At 44.6% G+C, this 17,252-nt stretch carries 14 protein-coding genes; 12 read left to right on the top strand and 2 right to left on the bottom strand.

All coding sequences use genetic code 11. The features are described from left to right. Positions 1–23: 23 nt before the first annotated feature. The 6 genes from AC0VXY_RS17620 to murC all read left to right on the top strand — a co-directional run bounded on the left by AC0VXY_RS17620 (position 24) and on the right by murC (position 8,163). Positions 24–833 (top strand): DUF1444 domain-containing protein, encoded by an 810-nt coding sequence (locus tag AC0VXY_RS17620; RefSeq protein WP_475526049.1) that lies wholly within the window; start codon positions 24–26, stop codon positions 831–833. After that, positions 833–1,438 carry a YtpR family tRNA-binding protein gene (gene ytpR / locus AC0VXY_RS17615; RefSeq protein ID WP_435994399.1) on the top strand — a complete coding sequence of 202 codons (606 nt, stop codon included), beginning with the start codon at positions 833–835 and terminating at the stop codon, positions 1,436–1,438. The genes AC0VXY_RS17620 and ytpR overlap by 1 nt, the downstream gene beginning before the upstream one ends. Positions 1,439–2,020: 582 nt before the next feature. Beyond that, positions 2,021–4,813, top strand: coding sequence for a DNA translocase FtsK (locus AC0VXY_RS17610; RefSeq protein WP_475526048.1), 2,793 nt, complete (start codon positions 2,021–2,023; stop codon positions 4,811–4,813). Between the two features lie 108 nt (positions 4,814–4,921). After that, positions 4,922–6,025, top strand: a complete 1,104-nt coding sequence (locus AC0VXY_RS17605) for a nicotinate phosphoribosyltransferase (RefSeq protein ID WP_079532871.1) — start codon at positions 4,922–4,924, stop codon at positions 6,023–6,025. Positions 6,026–6,033: 8 nt separating this feature from the next. Beyond that, entirely contained in the window at positions 6,034–6,690 is a 657-nt protein-coding gene (locus tag AC0VXY_RS17600; RefSeq protein WP_475526047.1) for a hypothetical protein, read from the top strand. Between the two features lie 159 nt (positions 6,691–6,849). After that, on the top strand, positions 6,850–8,163 hold the full coding sequence (murC, locus tag AC0VXY_RS17595) for a UDP-N-acetylmuramate--L-alanine ligase (protein WP_435989610.1): 1,314 nt from the start codon (positions 6,850–6,852) through the stop codon (positions 8,161–8,163). 94 nt (positions 8,164–8,257) lie between these two features. On the opposite strand, the gene AC0VXY_RS17590 is transcribed toward murC, so the two are convergent. Continuing rightward, a complete protein-coding gene (locus AC0VXY_RS17590) occupies positions 8,258–9,373 on the bottom strand; it encodes an aminopeptidase (protein ID WP_435989611.1) in 1,116 nt (371 codons plus the stop codon). A 199-nt stretch (positions 9,374–9,572) separates the two neighbouring features. On the opposite strand from AC0VXY_RS17590, the gene AC0VXY_RS17585 reads away from it, so the two are divergent. The 4 genes from AC0VXY_RS17585 to AC0VXY_RS17570 all read left to right on the top strand — a co-directional run bounded on the left by AC0VXY_RS17585 (position 9,573) and on the right by AC0VXY_RS17570 (position 12,394). After that, a complete protein-coding gene (locus tag AC0VXY_RS17585; RefSeq protein ID WP_435989612.1) occupies positions 9,573–10,085 on the top strand; it encodes a DUF948 domain-containing protein in 513 nt (170 codons plus the stop codon). A gap of 16 nt (positions 10,086–10,101) precedes the next feature. Then, the gene (locus AC0VXY_RS17580) at positions 10,102–10,584 is read left to right on the top strand and encodes a YtxH domain-containing protein (RefSeq protein WP_435989613.1); all 483 of its coding nucleotides are present in this window, start codon (positions 10,102–10,104) and stop codon (positions 10,582–10,584) included. 122 nt (positions 10,585–10,706) lie between these two features. Further along, the gene (ytxJ, locus tag AC0VXY_RS17575) at positions 10,707–11,021 is read left to right on the top strand and encodes a bacillithiol system redox-active protein YtxJ (RefSeq protein WP_435989614.1); all 315 of its coding nucleotides are present in this window, start codon (positions 10,707–10,709) and stop codon (positions 11,019–11,021) included. Between the two features lie 815 nt (positions 11,022–11,836). Continuing rightward, positions 11,837–12,394: a YtxH domain-containing protein gene (locus AC0VXY_RS17570; RefSeq protein ID WP_435989615.1), complete on the top strand. Its 558-nt coding sequence runs from the start codon at positions 11,837–11,839 to the stop codon at positions 12,392–12,394. Positions 12,395–12,441: 47 nt separating this feature from the next. Here AC0VXY_RS17570 and AC0VXY_RS17565 read toward each other — a convergent pair whose 3' ends face one another. Then, entirely contained in the window at positions 12,442–14,598 is a 2,157-nt protein-coding gene (locus AC0VXY_RS17565; RefSeq protein WP_475526046.1) for a cell division FtsA domain-containing protein, read from the bottom strand. Positions 14,599–14,803: 205 nt separating this feature from the next. Here AC0VXY_RS17565 and AC0VXY_RS17560 point away from each other — a divergent pair, with 205 nt between their 5' ends. Together AC0VXY_RS17560 and ccpA are read left to right on the top strand one after the other, a co-directional pair. Further along, positions 14,804–15,880 carry a bifunctional 3-deoxy-7-phosphoheptulonate synthase/chorismate mutase gene (locus AC0VXY_RS17560; RefSeq protein WP_435989617.1) on the top strand — a complete coding sequence of 359 codons (1,077 nt, stop codon included), beginning with the start codon at positions 14,804–14,806 and terminating at the stop codon, positions 15,878–15,880. 346 nt (positions 15,881–16,226) lie between these two features. Beyond that, positions 16,227–17,225 (top strand): catabolite control protein A, encoded by a 999-nt coding sequence (gene ccpA, locus AC0VXY_RS17555; protein WP_475526045.1) that lies wholly within the window; start codon positions 16,227–16,229, stop codon positions 17,223–17,225. The last annotated feature ends 27 nt before the right edge of the window (positions 17,226–17,252 follow it).

Genomic DNA, 17,252 nt, shown 5'->3' with positions numbered 1-17,252 from the left:
ATAAGAATAAAGGAGGATCAGATTTGGACATAAAAAAGCTAAAAAGTATACTCCAGGAACGATTAGAGAAACCAAATCGTACCTTTACATATGATCGGGACAAAGATTCACTACGAATTGAAAACACCACCACGAAAAAAGGCATCACCGTCGCCCTGCCGCCGATCGTATCGAAATGGAAAGAAAACAATAAATCCATCATCGATGAAGTCATCTATTACGTAGAAGAAGCCTTAAATGTGATGGGGACAGAAGCGGATCTTGGCAGTAAACAGAAGAAGGTCTTTCCTGTCATCCGTTCCACCTCTTTCGCAACCGAATCCAATGAAGGTGTGGCACTCGTGACGGACGAGCATACAGCTGAAACACGTATTTACTATGCCGTTGATTTAGGGAAAACCTACCGTCTGCTGGATGAAAACATGCTGAAGGCGGAAGGATGGACTCATGAGCAAATGAAGGAGACTGCCCTTTTCAACGTCAGAAGCCTGCCAACGGACATGAAAAAGGATGAAGTAGCAGGAAACCTATTCTATTTTCTCAATAACAATGACGGATACGATGCCAGCCGCATCTTGAATGACGCCTTCTTAAAACAAGTAAGCAAGAATGTGCAGGGGGAGATGACGGTATCGGTCCCCCATCAGGATGTATTAGTCATCGGGGATATCCGCAATGAAACGGGCTATGACGTCCTTGCCCAGATGACGATGAGTTTCTTTACGACAGGAAACGTACCCATTACAGCATTATCCTTTGTATATGAAGAAGGGGAATTGGAACCAATCTTCATTTTGGCAAAAAATCGCAAAAAGGAAAGGGAGAAAAAATGATGAACGTATTTTATAACTTGGAAGGCATTGGTGATACCCTGATCGTTACACTGGATCCGGGCTTCGAAGGAGAAGTACAACACGAAAGAAAAGAAGACGCAGCACGTTTATTCGATGAGAAAACGGGGAAAACACTCGGCTATAACCTATTCCAAGCATCCAAGTATATAAGTGTAAGTGAAGTGGGACCTGTCGAAATGAATGATGAGAAGCTCCAATTGATCAACGAAGCCATCAAGAACAACGGTTTTGATGAGGTATTGGAAGCAGACTTCTCTCCGAAATTCGTGGTAGGGTATGTGTCAGAAAAAGAAAAGCATCCTAATGCAGATAAACTGAACATCTGTACCGTCGATGTTGGGGATGAAACCCTGCAAATCGTGTGTGGTGCCCCTAACGTAGACAAAGGGCAAAAAGTCGTTGTCGCGAAAGTTGGCGCGGTCATGCCAAGCGGAATGGTCATCAAAGATGCAGAACTTCGAGGAGTCGCATCATCAGGCATGATCTGCTCTGCCAAAGAACTTGCCCTTCCCGATGCACCCCAAGAAAAAGGCATCCTCGTCCTTGAAGACACATACCAAATAGGTCAACCATTCACAGCTTAAAAACAAATACCTGGGTCCGGAGTGTGGGCTCAGGTATTTTTATTTATTGGAATATTTATTTTAAGTGTTGAGAATGATCGATAAAAAATTCAGAGGGATTTCTTATATGACGTATGAATTCTTCAAAAAGAGTCGATGAGCTCATTGGTGTGAAACGATCCTTTGTAAGTTGATTGGAGCGGAAGGTGCTCGACTCCGACGGGAATAGCGGGGAAGCCTGAAAAGCGGAGGTGGCTTGCTCAGCCCCGACAAGCATAAGATGAATGGGCTAAGAAGGCGTTCTTTTGCCTTCTTGGGCCATTTAGCTTATGACCTCGAGGGGCTAGCCACCGTAGCTGGATCTTGAGACCCCACAGGGCAAAGCCCGAGGAGGCTCAACTCCCGCCCCGCGGAAAGCGAGCACCTGCAGCGGAAATCAACCAAGCACTCACTTATGTGACAAATCTACGTATTACATTCTCTTTACGCCTATGTATATTTCGACACAATCCTTTAACAATTCTCTTATTCTATCGAAATGACTCGAATTTTTCTCTTTAACTGATAAAATAAAAAGTAAGTATGAAAGAAAGAGTGATATTTGTGAGCTGGATTAAAAAAATATTTGGTAAATTATCAGATAATGAAGAACAATTTGAAGAGTACTATGATGAAAACCACAACGATGTTCAGCAGCTCGAACCGACAAAGGCTGAACGTAAACATATAGCAGGGCCAAATCATTCACGAGATGTAGAAGCAAGGATGACCTATCAATACCCAAAAGGGAATTTCAGATTTCCCCTTATATCAGACGGGGAAAACAGAGAACGTCCGCGGAGAACACAAAGGAATCAAGAAAGAGAAAGAGAAAAGCCTAAAGAGCAGGAGCAGCGGCAGCCGAAGAATCGAAACCAATCTTCGAACAACCGGAAATGGAAAGAAGAGAATCAGTCCACACCCGTTAAGACAAAAAAAGTGACGAAGGTGGAAAAAGGAAATAGCCGGCCGTTTACGCCAACGGAGATTCCGTCGCCCATCTATGGTTTTAGAGGAAGACCGGTTAAGAAAGAAGAAAGTGTCGAATATGAGCTGAATAAGTTTTTACATAATGAAGAAGAGAGAAAAGAAGGAGTACTCGATCAAAAGGCTCTGTCAATAGTAGAGGAATCTCTTCCTTCCGTAGAAAAAGCGTCTGTCATTGCTACTGAGCCAGAGGTTAAATCCCCTGTACAGCCGCTTACTGAAGAAGCGGAAGAAAGCAGCCAACCAGTAGAACATCCGGTTCAACCTAAAGAGCTTCAAGCGAATCGGAATGATGAAACAGAACAAGGTGACGACGGAATAGTGGACATTCCGACTACATCAAGTGAGCGTATTTCACTTATAAACGAAACGGTAAACGAACCGGAGCAGGAACATGTTGAAAAAGAATCGGATATGTCAGTGCATCAAGATACCGTTCAAGAGGCAGGTCCGTCCCTTCCATTTGAAACAACGGAGTCAGCCGAACCCGTAGAAGAGATAACTGCTGACGCAACGGCTCATCCGCATCAAGAAACAGGACTCCGGGAATCGGCAGATGAAGAAGTTCCGGCTGTTTATGAGAAGCCTGTCAATGAAGAACAGCCGCTTGTTGAAGAAAGGCCCGTTGACGAAGAACCTGAAACGGGGGTACCTTCAGAACCGATCAAGAAAGAACCGGAAAGACGAAAGAGGTCACATCTTCCTTTTAACGTCTTAATGCTTAAACAAGATAAACGGCAGATGGATACCCGCAATTCGTCCGTACGTCCGGAAGGTTCCCCTTCAATGGAGAGACAAAGGACCACTGAACAAACAGCACCTCCCGTTCAAGAGGCACGTATTGAAGAACCTGCTGAAGACGTGCAGCGCCCAGAAGAAAAGCCGTCTCAACAGATGCAGGTACAAGGAGAAGAAGCGGTCAAGAGCTACAGTGAATTAAGCTCGTCATCGAAACGGACGAGAGACTATGTCTTCCCGAAAGTGGATTATTTGACGCCGCCCGTATCAAAGGAAATGAGCGAAGAGTGGCTGGATTCTCAAAGACTATTACTCGACGAGACCCTGCATAATTTCAACGTCAGGGCAAAAGTGGTGAATGTCACCCAGGGGCCGTCGGTCACACGTTTTGAAGTGCAACCTGAACCAGGGGTGAAAGTCAATAAGATTACGAATCTGACAGATGACATCAAGCTGAGCCTGGCAGCCAAGGATATCCGGATGGAAGCGCCGATTCCGGGTAAACACACTATCGGGATCGAGGTGCCGAACAGGGAGAGCCGTCCGGTATGCATCAGTGAAGTCATTGCAAGTCCTGCCTTCCAGGAGCCGTCTTCACCATTGACCGCGGCCCTCGGATTGGATATTTCCGGTCAGCCCATCGTGACGGATCTGAGCAAGATGCCCCATGGTCTCATCGCCGGAGCGACCGGTTCGGGTAAAAGTGTATGTATCAATTCGATTCTCGTCAGTCTTCTCTATAAGTCATCTCCGGATGAATTGAAGATGCTCCTCATTGATCCTAAGATGGTCGAGCTTGCACCGTATAACCGGATCCCTCACTTGGTGAGCCCGGTGATCACTGACGTCAAAGCAGCGACCGCCGCCCTTAAATGGGCTGTGGAGGAGATGGAAAGACGATACGAATTATTTGCCCACACAGGAGTAAGGGATATCAAGCGTTTCAATGAACTGGCCAAGCGGAATAAACAATACAGCGACATGCTTCCATACCTGGTGATTGTCATCGATGAGCTCGCGGATTTAATGATGATGTCTCCGGCAGATGTGGAAGAAGCCATTTGCCGTATTGCCCAGAAGGCACGTGCCTGCGGAATTCACTTGATCATTGCCACTCAGCGTCCTTCTGTGGATGTCATCACAGGCTTGATCAAGGCGAATGTTCCGACAAGGGTCGCATTTTCCGTTTCCTCAAGCGTCGACTCAAGGACGATCATCGATGGGAGCGGTGCAGAACGCCTGCTCGGTAAAGGAGATATGCTATTCCTTGAGAATGGTTCATCCAAACCGGTCCGGTTGCAGGGCACGTTCGTATCCGATGACGAGATCGATGACATCATCCGCCATGTAAGGGATCAGCGGGAACCTGATTACCTCTTCCAACAGGATGAATTGATCAAGAAAGCGCAGGTTACCGAGGAAGAGGACGACTTGTTTTTAGAGGCATGTGAGTTTGTCGTCGATCAGGGTGGGGCGTCGGCCTCAAGTCTGCAACGCCGATTCAGAATCGGTTACAACCGGGCCGCAAGATTGATGGAAATGATGGAGAGTAATGGAATCATTTCCGAGTCCAGAGGCAGTAAACCAAGGGATGTCCTCATTTCCGAAAGTGAATTGGAGACACTCGCATAGACTAGTACAAATATTTAATACATGGTATTCTGTTTATATCTGTCCAGTAAGGATATAAACAGAATACCTATTCTTTTTTTGTAGAAAGAGCCATAAGGAGCACTAGTGATGAAAGAAATCGAATTGAAACTTCAAGGGAAACTCAACAGGTTGACCAATCATACATTCAAGTTTGATGAAAGAATCAAGGATGGCTGGTTCTCAGCTGTCTATTTTTTAAAAACGAAGGAAATTGCCAAGAAACATAAACCGGATGCAGTCATCACCATGCAATTCTTTCAAAAGACACATGCCGTGATTTGTGGAACAGATGAAGTCATCGCCCTTCTGCATACATTCGCTGATAACCCGCAGAATCTTGAGATCCATTCCTTAAAGGATGGAGACCAGATCTCTCCGTTTGAAACCGTGCTGACCATCAAGGGCCGCTATCAGGACTTTGGTTATTTAGAAGGCATCATCGACGGAATCCTGGCGAGAAGGACGTCCGTTGCGACAAGCGTTTACAATGTGATGAAAGCAGCTTCCTTATCGGGTAAACAGAAGCCCGTCATCTTTATGGGAGACCGGGACGATCATTTTACCCAACAGGCGGGAGACGGGTATGCAGCCTTCATAGGAGGCTCTACCGCCCAGGCTACCCACGCCATGAATGAATGGTGGGGAAAAAAAGGGATGGGAACCATGCCTCATGCCCTCATTCAATTATTCAATGGGGATATCGTAGAGGCGACGAAAGCGTACAAGGAAACGTTCCCCGAAGACGAGCTCATCACCCTGGTCGATTACAATAATGATGTCATTACTGACTCATTGAAGGTCGCAAGAGAGTTTGGCCAGGAATTAAAAGGGGTAAGGGTAGATACATCAAGAATGATGATCGATAAATATTTCCTTCGTAATCAGCATGTGCTTGGAACCTTTGATCCGCGCGGGGTCAATATGCAGCTCATCAATGCATTGAGAGATGCTTTGGACGAAGAAGGGTACCACCACGTCAAGATTGTCGTGTCGGGCGGCTTTAATGAAGACCGCATACGCCAGTTTGAGGAAAATCAAGTTCCAGTCGATATGTACGGAGTCGGAAGCAGTCTTCTGAAGATCCATGTAGGATTTACAGGGGACAACGTCGTCATCGACGGTTCCCCGGAAGCCAAGGCAGGAAGGAAGCTTCGTCCGAACCCCCGTCTGGAAAAAGTAGAATTCGAATAGGTGAGAGCATGCAAGAGCAGGAAAGCACGTTAGATCTTGAACGGTTCAGGCAGAAAAAACAGAAAATCGCAGAAGATCATATTGAGGACCTCTACAGGAAAGCGTATGAGTACGCTTTGAAGGAAACGAATATAAGAGAAAAAGTACGGGCTAAAATGATGTTCTCCAAACGGTTTCTTCAACACGATGAGGCACGGCTAGAGGCTGGAGTGGAGGAATTGTTTCAAGAATGGTTTCTATTTGATTATAAGACGATCAAGGGTCAGACCTTATTCTTTCAATTCCTTCAGTCACATCCCCTTCAGGAATCAACCAAACTCCTTGGTGCCGTTATTTTGACGGCTGCCTGGGAACCCGTCATAGTCAAAGGGGCAGAAGGACGGACCGTACGTTGCCACACAATCGTTCAGGGAGAAGAAGTGATTGTTAAAATGAACCCTGATTGGATAGAAAAGGAAATGATTGAAGGACAGGTCTATTTCGTGAGGAAAGTCCCGCTGGTCGTTCATCAGTGGATCTTAGGTCCTGTTTTTCCCGTGAAATCAATGGACGTGATAGCAAATCTACAAACACATTATAGTCAAATGAATCAAGAAACTGGGGTATTATGGAGAACGTTCTTAAAAGAAGAAGCACCAAACTTCATCCTGCCCAGTCTTTCGTAGCTTCTACATGGTCAGGGATTTCAAAAAATGATATAATGTTTCAAGTTGATGAAAGTACGCTTTTTTCTAAACTCACATATCGAAAGCTAAAGACCGATGGCAAAGTAAATATACATTTCATATAATGCTTTTAGATAGACGATTGTTGGAGGTTCTATTATGACGATATATCATTTCGTAGGAATAAAGGGGTCGGGCATGAGTGCATTAGCCCAGATACTCCATGATATGGACTACGAGGTCCAAGGATCTGACGTAGATAAGTATTTCTTTACTCAGAAGGCTCTGGATGAATCAAATATTAAAATACTACCTTTCCAAAAAGAAAACATTGGAGGGGATATGCATGTGATCGCAGGGAATGCTTTCCCTGACACCCATGAAGAAATACAAGCAGCCGTTGAACAAGGACTGCCAGTGACCAGATATCATAAATTTCTTGGTGATTTCATGCAGAAATTCACAAGTGTGGCGGTAACGGGTGCTCACGGAAAAACGTCGACGACCGGTTTACTGGCGCATGTCATCAGTGGGGCAAAGCCGACTTCCTTCCTGATTGGGGATGGAACCGGTAAAGGCGAAGTGGATGCGAATTACTTTGTATTCGAAGCATGTGAGTACAGACGACACTTCCTTTCTTATTTCCCAGACTATGCCATCATGACGAACATTGACTTCGATCATCCCGACTACTTTGCCAATGTGGATGACGTCTTCTCTGCTTTCCAGGAGATGGCCATGCAGGTGAAAAAAGGAATCATCGCATGCGGGGATGATGAGCAGTTACAAAAAATCCAGGCACAGGTACCGGTGGTGTTTTACGGCTTTGCCGAGGAGAACGACTTCCAGGCGAGAAACGTATCACGGGACAGAACGGGGACATCATTTGATGTGTTTGTGCGCAATGAATTTTATGCCGCATTCAAAATCCCGACATTCGGTGACCATAACATCATGAACGCCTTATCCGTCATTGCCATTTGTCATTATGAAGAGCTTGATACAGCAATCGTTCAAGAACGATTAAGCACATTTAAAGGGGTCAAGCGCCGTTTCTCTGAAAAAGAAGTAGGCTCACAGATCCTGATCGATGACTACGCCCATCATCCGACTGAAATCAGGGCAACCGTTGACTCTGCAAGACAGAAATATCCGGAAAAAGAAATCATCGCTGTCTTCCAGCCTCACACATTTACACGTACGCAGACCTTCTTGACAGAGTTTGCCGAGACGCTGAGTCTTGCAGACAAAGTGTACTTATGTGAAATCTTCGGTTCCGCACGGGAAAACCACGGGAAACTTTCCATCCACGATCTTGAAAGTAAGATTGAAGGATGCGAAATTATAGACGAACAAGATACGACCGCTTTACTCAAACATGAAAACGCCGTACTGATTTTCATGGGGGCGGGAGACGTTCAAAAGTTCCAACAAGCTTATGAACAGAAGCTTGAGCAACAATTAAAAGAATAGTATTAATAGAAAAAACCGGTTCCTGTGGGAGCCGGTTTTTTATGTTTTGACAAAAGTAGCCACCGTCATAACCCTGACGGTGGCTTCAACTCTCTTACTTCAAATTCTCCGGATTCAACACTTCAAGCTCTTCAATGACAAACCTTCCATCTTTTCGAATCAATACATCATCGAAATAGATTTCGCCGCCGCCATATTCAGGACGCTGGATCATTACCATATCCCAGTGGATATTCGAGTGGTTTCCGTTATAGGCCTCTTCGTAGCATTCACCCGGTGTGAAGTGGAAGCTGCCGTCGATTTTTTCATCAAAGAGGATGTCCTGCATCGGATGCTGGATGAATGGATTCACGCCGATGGCGAATTCCCCTACATATCGTGCTCCTTCATCCGTATCAAAGATTTTGTTGATCCGGTCTGTATCGTTCGCAGTGGCTTCGACAATCTTTCCTTCTTTGAATGTCAATTTGACGTTTTCGAACGTAAATCCGTTATAGGGAGATGGCGTATTGTAGGAAATCACGCCGTTCACCGAATCTTTCACAGGTGCGCTGTACACCTCGCCATCAGGAATGTTCAGGCGTCCCGCACATTTCACAGCAGGAATGTCCTTTATGGAGAAAGTAAGGTCCGTCCCTTCTCCGACAAGGCGGACTTTATCTGTGTTGTTCATGAGTTCAACGAGGTTATCCATCGCTTTGTCCATTTTGCTGTAATCCAGGTTGCATACATCGAAGTAGAAGTCTTCGAAGCCTTCTGAGCTCATGTTGGCGAGTTGAGCCATGGATGCCGTCGGGTAGCGGAGCACGACCCACTTCTTCTTAGGAACGCGGATTTCCCTATGTACTTTCTTCCCGATCGTATTTCCATGAATCTTCATCTTTTCGTCCGGCACATCTGACTGTTCGCTGATGTTATCACCTGCACGTAAACCGATATACGCATCCATCTGCTCCATGACATTTGCTTCGAAGCTTGCGATCATATCATATTGCTCTTCCTGCGCGCCCATTAATAATGCGCGGTCGACTGCGTGATCTTTGATGGATACGAAAGGATGTCCTCCGGCTGCATACGCTTCTTTAACGAGTGCCGTCACCAGTTCACGCTGCAATCCGAAGTTTTCGATCAGCACTTTTTCTCCAGGCTGTAATTGCACAGAATATTGAATTAAATTTTTTGCCAGTTTATCAATGCGTGGATCTTTCATTTTTATTTCCCCCTTATATGTAGTCCTTATTATTGTACCCTAAAATGTGAAGGGATGAGATAACCAAAATGTGAAATGCTAAAACAAGAAAAAATTATTTTTTTATGCAGGAAAATGGTTTGGGGAGGAAGAAATACTAGTATAATGTTTATTTGTTCATCATAAGGGTAAAGAGTTCCTATACATGGAGGTGTGTCATATGGAAATCATTCTTTATCTAAGCGTAGCTGTCATAGCAGTTGCATTTTTCATTTTGGTAATGAGTTTAATGAAGACTTTGAAGTCCCTGGGCTCTACATTAGACAGCGTTTCAACGACAATGACCGGCCTTGAGAGCCAGCTTCAAGGAGTAACAAGAGAGTCTACAGAATTACTACATAAAACAAATTTATTGGCTGAGGATATCCAGAAGAAGTCTGAGGATCTGAACACAGTTGTTTATGCGGTAAGAGATGTAGGGCATTCCATCCAGAACCTTAATAACTCGGTGAAGAAGGTAAGTACTTCCATTTCAACTGAACTGGAGCGCAACCAAGGAAAGATTTCGCAGGTGGTGCAATGGGGAAATGCATTTATTGAGTTAAAGGACAAATGGAAACAAAAACAGGAAAAACAGCCAAAACAACATGATGTTGCTGTTCCAAACCAAACATCCAAAGAAGTTCGAACTCGAGAGAAATTAGTTAAAAGAGCAAGATCTTATAACAATTAGAGAGGGGAATTTTAACATGACTCAACAGTACAATCAGAACCAAAATCAGAACCAGACAAACGATAGCAGCAACATCAACTCAAAGGACTTCATGATCGGGACACTGATCGGGGGAATCGTGGGAGCTGCAGCAGCCCTTCTAATGGCCCCGAAATCCGGTAAAGACCTCCGCCATGATATCAATGAGAAAACTGTTGTCCTGAAGGAAAAGACAGGTCAGTGGAAAGACACAGCTGTAGAGAAGAGCAATGAGCTTGCAGCAGTGGCGAAAGAAAAATCTTCTACCCTAACAAAATCCGTACAAGAGCAGTCCAACAATGTGGTTGGGAAGCTGAAAACATACCGCTCTAATAACAATGAACTGGAAGAAACAAATGAAGAGGTTCCAGCAGTTTCAGTAGCGGGAACGACACCTGTTGATGAAACAGAAGATGTGAATCAGAAGCTCGAAGAAACGAAGAAAGCTTTTGACGAAACTGAAAAAACATACAATCAATAATCATTGATTCAAAGGGCGGTGAAGTGATATGATGACTTCACCGTTTTTTTGTTGAAAAGAAAAGGTCTATAAATCGCTTTGGCTACGGAACCAATACAATTGTGAAAGGAAGTATGGAATACATGAAAAAAATTGATACTGTTCAGGAATTTGAAACGCTTTCCGAGACAAACCCGCGTTTCTTCTTTATGAAACACAGCCTCACTTGCCCTGTAAGCTCGAATGCCTTTACCGAATACCAGGCATTTTTGAACAAGCATGAAGAGGAAGATGGCTACTATCTAGCCGTCCAAGAATCAAGGGAACTGTCACAGCATATCGCCGAAAAATACGGCATCCGCCACGAATCACCCCAAGCCTTCCTCTTCATAGAAGGAAAACCCGGCTGGAATGCCTCACACTGGAAAATCACCGAAAGCGAACTGGACAAACTATAAGGGAATGAGACTGGGATATAACTAATTCCATGGACTCTACTTGTTACACCGCTTTTGATTTCCGTGCAAGACTTCGCTTTCCTCGGGCGGAAGGCGAGCCTCCTCGTCACTGACGCTCCTGCGGGGTCTCACCTATTCCGCTTTTCCCGTAGGAGTCTTCGTCTTGCACTCCAATCAAAAGCTAGATACCGCTATATATACTGATTGTGCTTTAGCAATAACAATAAAAGGGTCATTCATCAAGGTTTGTGTTATTCGTAAACAGACTATAGTTTTCGAATATTCGATTATTTTGGTTCTGTCGAAGCAAAATGAGTCATTCGCATCAGGTTAGAAAGAGAATTTATATAATAAACGCATACGGTCACAGCAACTAATAGAATAAGAGTTGGGCAATGGTGAAGCAATCTCGACATCAATGTTATAGTGAAACACTTACGCTTCGAAAGTTGATTGGAGCGGAAGGTGCTCGACTCCTGCGGGAAACGCGGGAAAGTTGAGACCCCGCAGGGCAAAGCCCGAGGAGGCTCAACTCACGCCCCGCGGAAAGCGAGCACCTGCAGCGGAAATCAACCTCTACTTACTACATCCAAAAGTAACAATTACGTATACAGTCAAATAATCAATCCGAACAGTTTCGATTTTCAAAAAAGAATTTCGAATGATTGTTCGGATTTTCTTTTGTCTAAACACATTTGTCCCAGTCTCTTTTTTTATTTGAAAATATTTGGTAATTACTCCCTTTACGTTTATTTAGCTTCACACAGGGAAGGTAACTTATAAGAATAAAAAATAGATAAATGGAGGAACGATTTATGACACAGCCTGTACCTTATGAAACTGAGACTAGAAATAATGCGAAAGTGAATGGAAAAAGAAGCGGCAAGTTAGTTAAAGGAATGGTGATGGGAGCCGTAGTAGGTGGAGCTCTTGCCATGCTGGATAAAACAACGAGAAAAAATGTGACAACAAGAACATCTGACATGAAGGACTCTACAATGGGGATGGTTGCCAAGGTAAGAGAAAATCCTTCAGGAGTGGTGAATAACTGGCAGGACCGCCTGAAAACAGCGTCCAATGTGTTGAAAGAAGCCATCAACGACGCGCAGAACCTGTACGAAAAGGTGAATGACGATGTGGTGGATCAAGTCAATCAAATCAAAGATGATTCAACTGAAATGATTGCCTCGACAAAAGAAGCGGCAGAAGAATTAAAGGACATCGGCAGCAAAGTGAAAGAAGCGGGAGAAGAAGTGACTGGAGACTCCACTTCGTCACAGTCTGGGACAAGCTCTACTTCCACATCTGGAGATCAGGCAATTCATCCAACGAACCGTACAAGCAGTATTCCGGGTCAAGTTGGATCAAAATAACAAAAAAACTGGCGTAATTGCCAGTTTTTTTTGTTGTTTTAGATTTATTAACGGGAGGCTTGTGGCCAGATGATTTCCAGGTCGTCACCTTGCTCAATTTCTTCGTAAAATGTCGTTTCCACTCCATTTTTCAATAGGACAAAGCTTCCGCTTGAATGAGCGGGCATGTTGATTTCCACCGCATTAAATAAGTCCTGAAAGATAAATGAACCCGCATGCTGTTCTTCTATCAGGATGGAATCACCAGGGAATAAACGATCTTCCATTGTGAGCTTGATGCCATTCCGGGTGATGATGCTGCTTTCTTTCTGAAGATTCAATTCTTGGCCGTTAAACGTGATCGTGATTGCTTTTGCCACTGTTAACTGCTTCTTAATAAGAAGTTCATTTACCGTAGGGGAGACACCGGGTTTGTATGAGATCACATCTCCATTCTTGACTTTAGCTGAGTGTTTAACCTCCATCCCATTTATCAATAACTTTCCGGAATAGACCGGGAAGAAAGTATCCACTCCGTTGATGGAGATTCGATAAGGCTTAGTACCCCCCATCCATTCGTTGTAGCCAAAATGGGTCAGAAGGTCCTGGAGGGTATCGATCAATTCGATACGGATCGAATCACGGTCACAAATGATGTCTTCCAAACGTGCAACTTGATTATTCCTGTAGACGAGAGGGGAGAGAAGATACGGGTTCCCGTCTATGACAATCTGTTTTGATGAGGAAGGATCCACAAGGTCTCCGATCGTCACATGGGGGGATGATCCGTTTTTCCCTTTCTGAACCGAAATCCGGTCATGATTCTGAATCGTTCCGTCCAGTGCACACTGGTGGCCATTTTTTTCGATGAGGGGCGGCTCGCCGTGACCACCGGGTAACGTGATGTCCTGTCCGTTGACGGTAACAAAGAAACCATTTCCAGGTGTGCCATGCAACTTGGTTAACTTTAATCCTGCAGCAAGGAGACAGTCGCCTATTGTCAGATCTTTGACTTCGAATAAGCGGACAGGCTGGTCATTTACATACGCCGTGACATATTGGACCGGGGCCTGCTTCGCTGCAATGGCAATCCCGATCGGCGTGACAAGTTCAGGTCCCTTTGTCACTTCATCTGATACAGTCACGTTCTGAATCGCGTCCACGCCTCTTACCGCCACCCGATTGGGAGGCAACTCCAGGGAGGCAGCCAGTTGTACCGGGAGGCCGGGTGTCAGACTGCCGCCCCCTACAAGCATGACGGCCTGTGGCGGTTTTCCGTTGTTCAGGCGCAGGATTTCATTTGAAATCTCACCGGCCAGCCGATTCACAGAAGGGGAGATCTTCTCTACCACTTCATGTGAAGGGAAACTCGTTTCAAACCCGAGAATATCGGTCACCGTAATCTCTTCTGAAGACTGAAGATCCCGCTTCGCCTGTTCCGCCAAAGGGAAATCAAGCAATAATTCGTTACTGATCGCTTCAGTTATTTCGTCACCAGCTGTCGGCACCATCCCATAGGCAATGACCGTGCCCGTATTGGTGATGGCGATATCCGATGTTCCGGCCCCGATATCAACCAGCGCAACGTTCAGCCGGCGCATGGATTCAGGAATGAGAACGTTGATGGCAGCGATGGGCTCAAGTGTCAGGGCTTCCATCTCAAGTCCAGACCGTGTCAGTGCCGCAATCAGTGAGTCTACAACGACACGGGGCAGGAAGGTCGCGATGATTTCGACGCTTGCTTCATCCCCCTGTTGGTCGATCAGGCTGCCGATCTCCTCGCCATCCAGCCGGTAAAAAAGGACGGAGTACCCAACACAGTAATAATGATAGCCCTTCGAATTGTTCTCGTTTTCTGCAGCAACTGCCTGTGCCTGCTGAACGGCGCTCAGTTCCAGATGAAGGACATCGTTTTTCTGTAGAAGGGGTTTCCCCTTGATAGTTGACGTTGATAAAGCCGTTTCTGTTTTCAGTGCGCGTCCTGCAGCTGCGACACACACTTTGTAAAGGGGGCCGTGTTTCTTTTCCAATTGTTCTTTGATGGAGGAGATGACCTCCGAAACAGCGGGTACATCATGAATCTGTCCATCGAGCATGGCCCTTTTCTTATGTTCTTCTATTAATATATCTGAAACTTGAAATATTCCGTCTATTTCTTCCAAAATGATACCGACAACCGATCGGGTTCCAATATCCAATGCAAAGATTTTTTGCTTTTTTTTCAATTCGTGTTCACCCACTTTAGCCTAGTCTCATACAATACTAAAATACTTTAGTGCTTAAAAGCGTCTAATTAATAAAGAATATTATAGTGACATTTTCGATGTGTTCTATTATAATAAGTTTCAATATCAAAAATGTATCATACTTTCTTAAAACTATAACAGTTTTTACGTATGAACAGGATAAAAAAAGAGAGGGTGCTGTATTGTGAGTAATCAAGAGCTCGATCAATTACGTAAACAAGTAGACGAGATGAACTTAAAACTACTAGACACCATTAATGAACGTGCTAAACTAGTTCAGGAAATCGGTCGTGTCAAGGAGACTCAAGGAGTATACCGCTATGATCCTGTTCGTGAACGAGGAATGCTTAATCTGATTAAAGAAAATAATAATGGTCCATTCGAACATTCGACCATCGAACATATTTTTAAAGAAATCTTCAAGGCCGGTCTGGAACTTCAAAAAGATGATCACAGGAAAGCACTTCTGGTTTCCCGTAAAAAGAAACCAGAAGACACGATCGTCAATATCAATGGTGAAGCCATTGGAGATGGAAAGCCTCATTTCGTCTTCGGTCCATGTGCCGTTGAATCTTACGAGCAAGTGGCTGAAGTCGCAAAAGCCGTCAAAGCAAAAGGATTGAAAATGCTTCGTGGTGGAGCGTTTAAACCAAGAACGTCCCCTTATGACTTCCAGGGTCTTGGGATTGAAGGCTTGAAAATCCTTAAAAAAGTGGCGGATGAATATGATTTGGCTGTCGTTAGTGAAATCGTGAATCCAGCTGATATCGAACATGCACTGGAATACATTGATGTGATTCAAATCGGTGCAAGAAATATGCAAAACTTCGAACTATTAAAAGCAGCCGGAGCTGTTAAAAAGCCTGTATTGCTTAAACGCGGTTTAGCCGCGACGATCGATGAATTCATCAATGCTGCTGAATACATCATCTCTCAAGGGAACGGAGACATCATCCTTTGTGAGCGTGGAATCCGTACGTACGAGAAAGCAACAAGAAACACACTAGATATATCGGCTGTGCCAATCCTTAAGCAGGAGACACATCTACCGGTATTCGTGGATGTAACGCATTCCACAGGACGCAGAGATCTGCTGCTTCCGACTGCGAAAGCGGCACTTGCCATCGGCGCAGATGGAGTGATGGCAGAGGTTCATCCGGATCCTGCCGTTGCCTTATCCGACTCCGCTCAGCAAATGGATCTTGATCAATTCGATCATTTCTATAAAGAGCTTTTGAAAGGCAGAACGATAGAAGTATAAGAGATGAAGGGCTGAATCCTTTTTAAGAGGGATTCAGTCTTTTTTATTGATGGAGAGAAGTACTTATTATGGAGGCTGGTACGGTCTCACCACACAAAAAATAATCCAACTGCACTCACCCTCAATATGCTATAATAATCTTTTTGCATAAATAAAAAGGTGGACATTGCACGAATATCAAGACTATCGTATGATTATCTACATAATTGCAGATAAATAACCTATATAACGCTAATGTGAACATAAATATGTGCATTTTTTAACAAACTATTGTAATCGCTTTTTTCTTTAGGTTTATTTGGTGTAGAATAAGGTAAATGAGTAGAAGAGTAAAGGAGTGTAAACTATGAACGTGACAATATATGATGTAGCAAGAGAAGCCAATGTAAGTATGGCGACGGTTTCCCGAGTGGTTAACGGAAATCCGAATGTCAAACCGGCAACAAGGAAGAAGGTATTAGAGGTCATCGATCGACTCGGCTACCGTCCGAATGCTGTAGCAAGAGGGCTTGCCAGCAAGAAAACGACGACAGTCGGGGTCATCATCCCTGATATCTCAAATATTTTCTATGCAGAACTCGCACGTGGGATTGAAGATATCGCCACGATGTATAAATACAATATCATTTTAAGTAACTCGGATCAGAATATCGAGAAGGAACTTCATCTATTGAATACAATGCTTGGGAAGCAAGTGGATGGCATCCTGTTCCTGGGCGGCCATATTTCAGAAGAGCATGTGCAGGAATTCGAACGTTCTCCGGTTCCGATCGTATTGGCAGGTGCCGTTGAAGAAACGAATAAGGTTCCTTCCGTGAACATCGATTATAAAGCGGCGTCCTTTGACGCGGTTTCCAACCTCCTTGAGAAGGGACACAAGCGTATCGGTTTTGTAAGCGGTCCTTTCCACGATACGATCAACATGAAGTTCAAACTTGAAGGATACAGGGAGGCACTTGCCAAAGCAGGTGTCGAATACAGTGATGACCTGGTTGTAGAAGGTGAATACACGTATGATTCAGGGCTTGAAGCATGGCAGAAGTTCTCAGAGCTATCGGACAAGCCGACAGCCATCTTCGTCGGGAATGATGAAACGGCCCTTGGTGTCGTCCACGGTGCTCAGGATCAGAACGTTTCCATCCCTGAAGAAGTGGAAGTCATAAGCTTCGATAACACAAGACTTGCCCTGATGGTCAGACCTCAGCTGACGTCCGTTGTCCAGCCTTTATACGATATCGGAGCAGTAGCCATGCGGTTATTGACGAAATACATGAACAAGGAAACGGTTGAAGAATCTACGGTTGTTCTTCCCCATCGACTTGAACAGCGTAACTCAACAAAGTAAGAAGTTTGTCGATATAATGGATAAAGA

This window comes from Rossellomorea sp. QJM3NY_18 (assembly GCF_056173145.1).
Note: the sequence above shows the minus strand (reverse complement) of the source record. Positions and strands in the feature narration are given on the sequence as shown.

Excerpts from the sequence above, each read along its gene's own strand:
- ytpR (WP_435994399.1), top strand. The coding sequence starts at position 833 with ATGAACGTATTTTATAACTTGGAAGGCATTGGTGATACCCTGATCGTT.
- AC0VXY_RS17605 (WP_079532871.1), top strand. The coding sequence starts at position 4,922 with ATGAAAGAAATCGAATTGAAACTTCAAGGGAAACTCAACAGGTTGACC.
- AC0VXY_RS17600 (WP_475526047.1), top strand. The coding sequence starts at position 6,034 with ATGCAAGAGCAGGAAAGCACGTTAGATCTTGAACGGTTCAGGCAGAAA.
- murC (WP_435989610.1), top strand. The coding sequence starts at position 6,850 with ATGACGATATATCATTTCGTAGGAATAAAGGGGTCGGGCATGAGTGCA.
- AC0VXY_RS17590 (WP_435989611.1), bottom strand. The coding sequence starts at position 9,373 with ATGAAAGATCCACGCATTGATAAACTGGCAAAAAATTTAATTCAATAT.
- AC0VXY_RS17585 (WP_435989612.1), top strand. The coding sequence starts at position 9,573 with ATGGAAATCATTCTTTATCTAAGCGTAGCTGTCATAGCAGTTGCATTT.
- AC0VXY_RS17580 (WP_435989613.1), top strand. The coding sequence starts at position 10,102 with ATGACTCAACAGTACAATCAGAACCAAAATCAGAACCAGACAAACGAT.
- ytxJ (WP_435989614.1), top strand. The coding sequence starts at position 10,707 with ATGAAAAAAATTGATACTGTTCAGGAATTTGAAACGCTTTCCGAGACA.
- AC0VXY_RS17570 (WP_435989615.1), top strand. The coding sequence starts at position 11,837 with ATGACACAGCCTGTACCTTATGAAACTGAGACTAGAAATAATGCGAAA.
- ccpA (WP_475526045.1), top strand. The coding sequence starts at position 16,227 with ATGAACGTGACAATATATGATGTAGCAAGAGAAGCCAATGTAAGTATG.